Below are 7148 nucleotides of genomic sequence, written 5' to 3' on the forward strand. Positions count from 1 at the left end.
AGACGGCATACGAGTTTACTACGCGTCTCGTGGGCTCGGAGATGTGTATAAGAGAAAAGCGCGAGCGCCTGGGCGACCCGTTCGGCCAGCCAGTCGCGGGGTTCGGCCTTCACTTCGCGGTCTCCTGGTCGCGGCGGGCGAGGTACTCGGTGATCGCCTCACGGATCACGAAGTTGACCGGCCGTCGGTCCTCGCGGGCGCGCTGTTCGAGGTTGGTCTTCATCTGGGTGGGCAATAGGAGCCACACTTTGGCGTCATTGCGGGGGTGGGTGGTCGGATCCACTTCGGGTGCTCCTCGAATTGGGTTTTATTTGCGGAGCCCTTGCCCCCCAGGGTGGGCAGGGGACAAGAGCCCCGCAGAAAAATCCCACCACTGGATCACATCCGGACACAATCCTGTGCAGATACGGATGCGTCACATAGGGGAGAAACTCTTCCGGTTTGTGGGCGACGCCACTTCTTAGGGTGGGGCGCTTTGCCCGTTTCACGTGGAACAGAACACGCGGCGCGGCACGCGGCGTGCGTGGCCTAGCGAACATGGCTAGCAGCCAATGCCACCTGGTTTACTTATGGCGTAAGGCCAACTGAGCGTCAGCGACCCGCAGTCGACTTCCGGAAACGAAGCGCGTAGAGGGTCAGAGAGAGCGTCCTGCGCGTCGGACGCCGCTGCCGAGAGCAACACCTCACGTCGAGCTGCCCGTCGAACCACAAGGACGGTCACCCAAGGACGACAGTGGGGTCTCGGCAAGCACGCTCCCGAAGCGACACATCGGGAGTCCTCCATGCCCACACGACGAACCTTCAATGGCGAGCTGCTACGCCAGAAGCGCACCGCCAGCGGCTACAACCAGCGGGCACTCGCCCAAGCCCTGCAAGTCGACTACACCACAGTCAGTCACTGGGAGATCGGCCGACGATCACCCAAGGCGCTCACCCTGCTCCAGCTCGCCGAAGTCCTCAACTGCCAGGTCGGTGACCTGTTCGAGGCGGTGGCCGAGTGAACGTCACCGTCCCCACCATCGACCAGGTCCGCGCCTTCACTGTGACCGTCGACCTGGTGACCGCCGGCAGTTGCTTCGGCATCGGCCGAGACCTGTCCTACAACCTCGCCCGGCAAGGTGCGTTCCCGGTCCCTGTCCTGCGGCTCGGCCGTCGGCTGGCCGTCACCCGGGCCGCGCTGCTCCAGGCGCTCGGAGAGGCCGCCGGGACCCCGGACGGGGGTGCCCGGTGAGCCAGGACCGACCCCAGACAGCGGAAAGCCCCCAGGAAGCCGCCACCGGAGACGACAACCTGAGGGCTAACCGGACCAACACCCGACACGACAACCCGGGCCAAACCGAGGCGAGATCAATTCTACCCGCCGCCCTGTACTGGCACTATGCCGGTTGTGCCGTCCTGCGGGCACGCGCCGACGGCAGTAAAGCCCCCGGTGTCGGCCGGGAATGGCAAAAACACCAGCGACCAACCGAGCAGCAGCTCCGACGTTGGTTCGCCGACGGGCACCCCTCGATCGGGCTGGTGACCGGTAGCCCGTCCGGGCAGCTCGAACTGCTCGAACTGGAAGGCCGAGCCGCAGCCGAGCTGCCGCGCCTGCTCGACCTCGCCGTCCGAGCCGGGATCGGCCCCCTGTGGGCCGCCGTCCTCACCGGGTACAGCGAGAGGACACCAAGCGGGGGCTACCACTGGCTGTACCGCATCGCCGACCACGAGACCCCCGGTAACACGAGGCTCGCCCAGCGGGCCGCCCGACCCGACGAACTCACCGCACAAGAACGGGCGATCCTCGAACGGCACCCGACCCGGCGGTTCACCCGGTGCCTCGCCGAGACACGCGGCGAAGGCGGTTGGGTCATCGTCGCCCCCAGCCACGGACCAACCCACCCCACCGGGTTGCCGTACCGCAGGGTCGCCGGCAGCCCCCGGACGATCCCAACCATCACCTGGGAGCAGCGCGAACAGCTCCACGCCGCGATCCGCCAGCTTGACGAGCCGGTAACTCCGGTGAGGACCCAACCGCAACGGACACCGCCCCGGGCGATCGTCTCCTGTCCGACCGGCGTCCGTGGTGCGGTCAGCCCGGGGGACGACTTCGAGGCGCGTACCGACTGGTCGGAGGTCCTCGAACCGTTGGGCTGGCGGTTGTCGCACGCCGACGGTCAGACCCGGTACTGGACTCGGCCGGGGAAGGACCGGGGGGTGTCGGCGACCACCGGGCACGCGGGAGACCGGGACCGGCTGTTCGTGTTCTCCAGCTCGACCGAACTGCCGTCTGAGACGCCGCTGACGAAGTTCGCCGCGTACGCCTGGCTGCACCACGGCGGTGGGTTCTCCGCCGCAGCGCGGGCGTTGCGGGCCGACGGGTACGGCGGCTCCGACACCAACAACATCAACGACCACCGCAGCGCCCGAGGGAGCAACCGATGACCGACCTCGGCACGCGGAAGACCGAACTGGACGAGGCAAAGCGACTGGCCGACCTCCAGACGATCAACCGGATCGCAGACGAGGAGTACCTCAAGCTCTGCGGACGGGACGCCGCCCGGAAGAGGTTCAACGCCGAACAGATGGGCGCAGCAGCCGCGCAACGGAAGCTCCGGCTGCTCGACGGCTGGGCGTTCATGGAGGAAGACGAGGGCGACGACACCCCGGTCTGGGGCACCGCCGACACCCCGCTGTGGGCGGTCGGGGAGCCGCTGATGATCTTCGGCCCGAACGGCGTCGGCAAGTCCACCCTGTCGCACCAGCTCGTGTTCGCCCGGATCGGCCTGGCCGACCAGGTCATGGACCTGCCGGTGTTGGCCAGCCCCGGGAAGGTGTTCTACGTCGCGGCGGACCGGCCGAAGCAGATCAAACGGGCGATGCGGCGGCTGCGGAAGCCGGAGCAGCGGGAAGTCCTCAAAGAGCGGCTGATCGTGCACAAGGGGCCGCTGCCGTTCGACGTGACGGTCGACAAGGACGCCCTGGCGGACCTCGCTCAGTCGCATGGCGCGACCACGATCATCATCGACTCGCTCAAGGACGTCTGCCCGAAGCCGAGCAACGAGGAAGCCGCCAACGGGTACAACAGCGCCCGGCAGGAGGCGATCGCCCGGGGGATCGAGTGGGTGGAGGACCACCACAACCGGAAGGCCAGCGACGACAACAAGACCCCGAACACGATCGAGGACGTCTACGGCAGCCGCTGGTTGACGGCCGGCGCGGGTTCGGTCCTGTGCCTCTGGGGCGAGGCGGGCAGCACTCAGGTTCGGCTCACCCAGTTGAAGTCGCCCGGCGGGTTCATCCAACCCCAAGACCTGACGATCAACCACGCGACCGGCGAGATCGGCGCGCGGGTGGTCCTCGGGATCACGGACCTACTCAGGAACAGCGGTCGGGAAGGAATCACGGTCGCCGACGCGGCCCGGTTCTGGTCGGGCACGGACAAGCCGGTCAAGCGCGACATGGAGAACGCTCGTAACAAGCTCAAGCGGCTGGTCGAGCAGGGGACGGCCATGACGCACAAGGACAAGGTGGACAAGCTCGACCGCTTCACCCTTTCGCCCGTCGCCGCGCCGCAGATGAAGGTGTCCACCGGCTACCAGCAGGACGGGCTCGGGTTCGGCTGGAGTCCATAGACCGGCATCCATAGTGACACGTTGGTCACTGCCAACGTAGGCACCAATCTATGAACCAACGCCACCAACGGCATGTAAAAACGCGCCGGTCAGAGGCACCAACGCACCAACCAACGCCACCAACGTCCCACCAACGTCCGGGGGGGTTCTTTTAAGACCCCCGGCGTTGGCGGTGGACACCAACGACCAGGAAGAAGAACCACGAGCCATGGCCAAAACCCGAACCCAACCCCGACTCCGACTCACCCTCCACTACCGACCCCGACGAGACACCCACCGCACCATCGAGCGCTACACCTGCACCACCTACGAACTCACCCCCGGCTGGGTCATCCTCCACAACGCCCAACAACACGACTGGTACCGACGACCCATCCAACCCACCACCACCCGACTGGCCATCCCCACCAACCGCATCGCCGAAATCACCCAACACTGACCAGACCAGCAACCCCACCCGGGACGAAACACCACCACCCGAGGGGACACCGACCTGCTGCCTCGGAGCTGGGCGCGGCGGTCGGCGGTCGGGCGGGTGCCGGTGGCCGTCCGGGTGGCTTCCCGACCTGCCCTGATAGCAACGAGGCGTAGCAACGGGCTCTCGCCGCAGGTCAGACCGGGTCGGACGTGTCACGATCCCTGGCACTGCGGGGCTCGGAGGGGTCTCGCGGGTGCCGGTGGGTGTCCGGTTGGTGTGCTTTCCTTGACGGGCAAGTTGATCTTGAGGAGGGGTGCGATGGCCGGAAAGACGCGGTTGCAGCGCGCGGCGGAAGAGCTGCGGGCGTTGGAGCTTCGCCGCAAGGGCAGGTCGCTGGACGGCATCGCGGCCGAGCTGGGGGTGGATGCGCGGACGGTCGCGCGGCGGCTGGAGGCGGCTTTCCGCCGGTTGGGCGAGGAGAGCTTCGACCAGATCCGGCGGCGGGTGGAGAACCAGATCGATGGGGTGCTGCGGGAGGCGCATCAACTGTTGGAGCACTCGGACCTGACGGTGAACGAACGGTCGAAGGTGCTCGGGTTGGTGTTGCAGTGCGAGCGGGACCGGGCGGCTCTGCTCGGGGTGCGGCTGCCGGCGCAGGTGGTCGCGAAGTTGGAGTTCGAGGGTGACGAGTTGGGGGTGGGTTTCGGTGCCGGTCACGCTGCCAAGAGGTAACCGGAAGACGCACGACGGTTGCGGCCCGAGCTGCGCCGACTGGTGGCGTACCAGGTTGCCGGCTGAACGGGACCTGGTCGAGTTCCTGCACGAGGCGCAGCGTGCGGTGGCGGTCCGGGAGGGCCGTGCGGACCCGGGGCCGCTGGTGCCGTCGCGGAAGCCGTGCACGGAGGTGTCTCGGAAGCGGGCGGCTCGGGAATTGGCTGCACTAGCGGCCGATGCGAAGCAGGCGATCGACCGGCAGCACGCGGCGCTGCGGGCGGGCACCACGCACACTCCGGTGCCTCCTGAGTTCACGCCACCCGGGCACCCGCCGCATGATTGTTTGGAGGCCGAACCGCCAACCCTCCCGGAGGCCGCTCCGGAGACTCCGGCAGCCGCACCCCGCCCTGACCCCCGGGAGCCGGCTCCTGTGGCTCCGGAGGCCACGGAAGACCCCACACCGACCCCACCGAAGAAGCGACCCCGCCGCCCTGCGGGGTTCATTGACTCGATCGACACCGTCCCGGGTAGTCGGCGGCGGTGACCGGTGTACCACCCCAGAGCCGATGTGGTGGTCTCGGTCGGGCCGTCTCGGCTAGAAGGCGGCGGCCCCTGCGACGCCTGCGGCCAGACCTGGCCACCCCTGCGGATCGTGCACTGCGGCGGGCTCGACGGGTGCCACGAACTGTTCACCTCCGACCGCGCCTACTGGCGGCACGTCACCTGGACGGACGGGGTGTGTGACCTGAACGCAAAGGGTCTGCGGCGCGCGGAGACCTCCGCCGGGCAGACCATCTGGAGGATGTGACCAGCTCGGCCCGTGCATCCCAACCCGGCGTTACGGTAGAATTAGCACAGACGTACGAACCCGGTTAAGTCGACCCGGAGCGTTGCCGCACCACCGCGTAAGCCCGGCGGAGGTCCCGCAGCGACGACGACAACCGGCCCCGCCCGAACCGCAGACCGTGCCCAGAACGCCGGTCGGCCCGGCTCAAGCAGAGCCCGCCCGACTCGCACCCTCGCCACGTCGCCCAGGGGCAACCAACCCAACACCCAATCGAACTATATGGACGAGGCGAGGCAGATGAGTTTGCAAGACAACGCGACCGCCGCCCTGGGCTGGGCGACCGCCCGAGAGCAGGAGTTGCAGGCAGAGCTGGCCGTCGCCCACCAGGTGCGGACCCTGGTCGAGGCGAAGATGGCCGAGCTGCAGCACCCGAAGTGCGAGAACCGCCGCGCCCAGGAGCGCCAGGTCCCCGACGTGTTCGTGGCGCTGCGGATCGCCAACCTGAACACGGAGCTGACCGAGGTTTGCCGGGTGCGGTCCCTGGCCGAGTGGGCGCTCGCCCCGCAGGGGGCGTGAGGCGATGAACGTGCAGGAAGACGCTACAGCCGTCCTGGCTTGGGCGGCCGACCAAGAGCAGCGACTGGAGTCGATGTTGACGGCCGGGAGCGAGGGCGAGCAGGCGTTCGTCTCCTCCGCCGAGGGGTGGCTGGCCCAGACCCGTCAGGTCAGGCGTTTGGCCGAACACGCTGTGGCTGCCGGCTTGGGCGACGCGGCTGCCGCCCTCGACTGGGCGACCGACCAAGAGCAGATAGAAGAGTTGAACCTGGCAAGAGCACGTGCGGATCTGGCGAGGGGACCTCTCTTGCTGCGCCGCGAACTGACCGAGGTGCGCCGGTTGAAGCACCTGGCCGAGCGCGTTCTGAACCCGCAGGAGGGCTGACCGATGCCGAAGACCAGGAGCAGGTACACCCCGCCGCCGATGTCGCAGCGGCAGCAGGAGGCGCTGACCCGACAGCGGGCCATCGAACGGCAGCAGGAGCTGGAGCGGCTGTACCCGTCGGCGGCCGATCTGGCGCAGCGGCACCAAGCCGAGCAGGAAGACGGGATGCGTCGGATGCTCGGCAGCAGCGAAGACGGCCGGGCGTGGGCGCAGGAGGTGGCGGCGAAGCAGCCGCGAGCCAGCCACGGACCGGGGAACGAACACCCCACGTGGGTGGTCAAGGCGGCCGAGCGCAGCCGGCCGTTGGACCGAGTGCAAGACGACGAGGAGTGGTGACCATGGGCAAGGTTGTTCGGGGCGGTCAGCGTTCGGCGAGGGCGACTCCGCTGGGCAAGGTCCAGCCGACGGAGGACGTCGCGGCGTCGGGTCGGGCGCTGGACCGGGACCGGTCGACCAAGGACGCGGCGGATGCCCGTGGCCGGGCGGCGCACACGAAGACGGTCGAGGGTACGCAGCACACGACCACCTGACCGACACAGACTCCGGCCCCCGCCCTGTTGCTTCTTCCAACAGGGCGGGGGCCGGTCTGTGTCCCCGGTCGGGTCGTCCGTGGGTCTCCCGTGGCTCCCGGCGGCCTCCCACCGCCCGGCGGGGTGTCAGGGCGGGGTCGGGCGG

General features: G+C 68.5%; 12 protein-coding genes. 11 read left to right on the forward strand and 1 reads right to left on the reverse strand.

Going from position 1 to position 7148, the window contains the following annotated elements; all coding sequences use genetic code 11:
• Positions 1–109 precede the first annotated feature (109 nt).
• Positions 110–283, reverse strand: coding sequence for a ribbon-helix-helix domain-containing protein (locus tag DLJ59_RS36185; protein ID WP_158630762.1), 174 nt, complete (start codon positions 281–283; stop codon positions 110–112).
• Between the two features lie 499 nt (positions 284–782).
• Here DLJ59_RS36185 and DLJ59_RS01155 point away from each other — a divergent pair, with 499 nt between their 5' ends.
• The 11 genes from DLJ59_RS01155 (at position 783) to DLJ59_RS01205 (ending at position 7003) form a co-directional block, all read left to right on the forward strand.
• Complete coding sequence (locus tag DLJ59_RS01155) at positions 783–1001, forward strand: helix-turn-helix domain-containing protein (RefSeq protein WP_124770668.1); 219 nt, start codon at positions 783–785, stop codon at positions 999–1001.
• Positions 998–1231 carry a DNA-binding protein gene (locus tag DLJ59_RS01160; protein ID WP_124770669.1) on the forward strand — a complete coding sequence of 78 codons (234 nt, stop codon included), beginning with the start codon at positions 998–1000 and terminating at the stop codon, positions 1229–1231. Before DLJ59_RS01155 ends, DLJ59_RS01160 begins: the two co-directional genes overlap by 4 nt.
• 287 nt (positions 1232–1518) lie before the next feature.
• A complete protein-coding gene (locus tag DLJ59_RS01165; RefSeq protein WP_124770670.1) occupies positions 1519–2424 on the forward strand; it encodes a bifunctional DNA primase/polymerase in 906 nt (301 codons plus the stop codon).
• Positions 2421–3614: an AAA family ATPase gene (locus tag DLJ59_RS01170; protein ID WP_124770671.1), complete on the forward strand. Its 1194-nt coding sequence runs from the start codon at positions 2421–2423 to the stop codon at positions 3612–3614. Before DLJ59_RS01165 ends, DLJ59_RS01170 begins: the two co-directional genes overlap by 4 nt.
• Before the next feature lie 208 nt (positions 3615–3822).
• Positions 3823–4053: a hypothetical protein gene (locus tag DLJ59_RS01175; RefSeq protein WP_124770672.1), complete on the forward strand. Its 231-nt coding sequence runs from the start codon at positions 3823–3825 to the stop codon at positions 4051–4053.
• A gap of 297 nt (positions 4054–4350) precedes the next feature.
• Entirely contained in the window at positions 4351–4764 is a 414-nt protein-coding gene (locus DLJ59_RS01180; protein WP_124770673.1) for a helix-turn-helix domain-containing protein, read from the forward strand.
• 529 nt (positions 4765–5293) lie between these two features.
• On the forward strand, positions 5294–5554 hold the full coding sequence (locus tag DLJ59_RS01185; protein ID WP_124770674.1) for a hypothetical protein: 261 nt from the start codon (positions 5294–5296) through the stop codon (positions 5552–5554).
• 276 nt (positions 5555–5830) lie between these two features.
• The gene (locus DLJ59_RS01190) at positions 5831–6109 is read left to right on the forward strand and encodes a hypothetical protein (RefSeq protein ID WP_124770675.1); all 279 of its coding nucleotides are present in this window, start codon (positions 5831–5833) and stop codon (positions 6107–6109) included.
• A gap of 4 nt (positions 6110–6113) precedes the next feature.
• Positions 6114–6473: a hypothetical protein gene (locus DLJ59_RS01195; RefSeq protein WP_124770676.1), complete on the forward strand. Its 360-nt coding sequence runs from the start codon at positions 6114–6116 to the stop codon at positions 6471–6473.
• A 3-nt stretch (positions 6474–6476) separates the two neighbouring features.
• Complete coding sequence (locus DLJ59_RS01200) at positions 6477–6809, forward strand: hypothetical protein (RefSeq protein WP_124770677.1); 333 nt, start codon at positions 6477–6479, stop codon at positions 6807–6809.
• A gap of 2 nt (positions 6810–6811) precedes the next feature.
• Positions 6812–7003, forward strand: coding sequence for a hypothetical protein (locus DLJ59_RS01205; protein ID WP_124770678.1), 192 nt, complete (start codon positions 6812–6814; stop codon positions 7001–7003).
• Positions 7004–7148: the final 145 nt, after the last annotated feature.

The sequence above is a fragment of the Micromonospora inaquosa genome, assembly GCF_003857055.1.
GTDB classification, from domain to species: domain Bacteria; phylum Actinomycetota; class Actinomycetes; order Mycobacteriales; family Micromonosporaceae; genus Micromonospora; species Micromonospora inaquosa.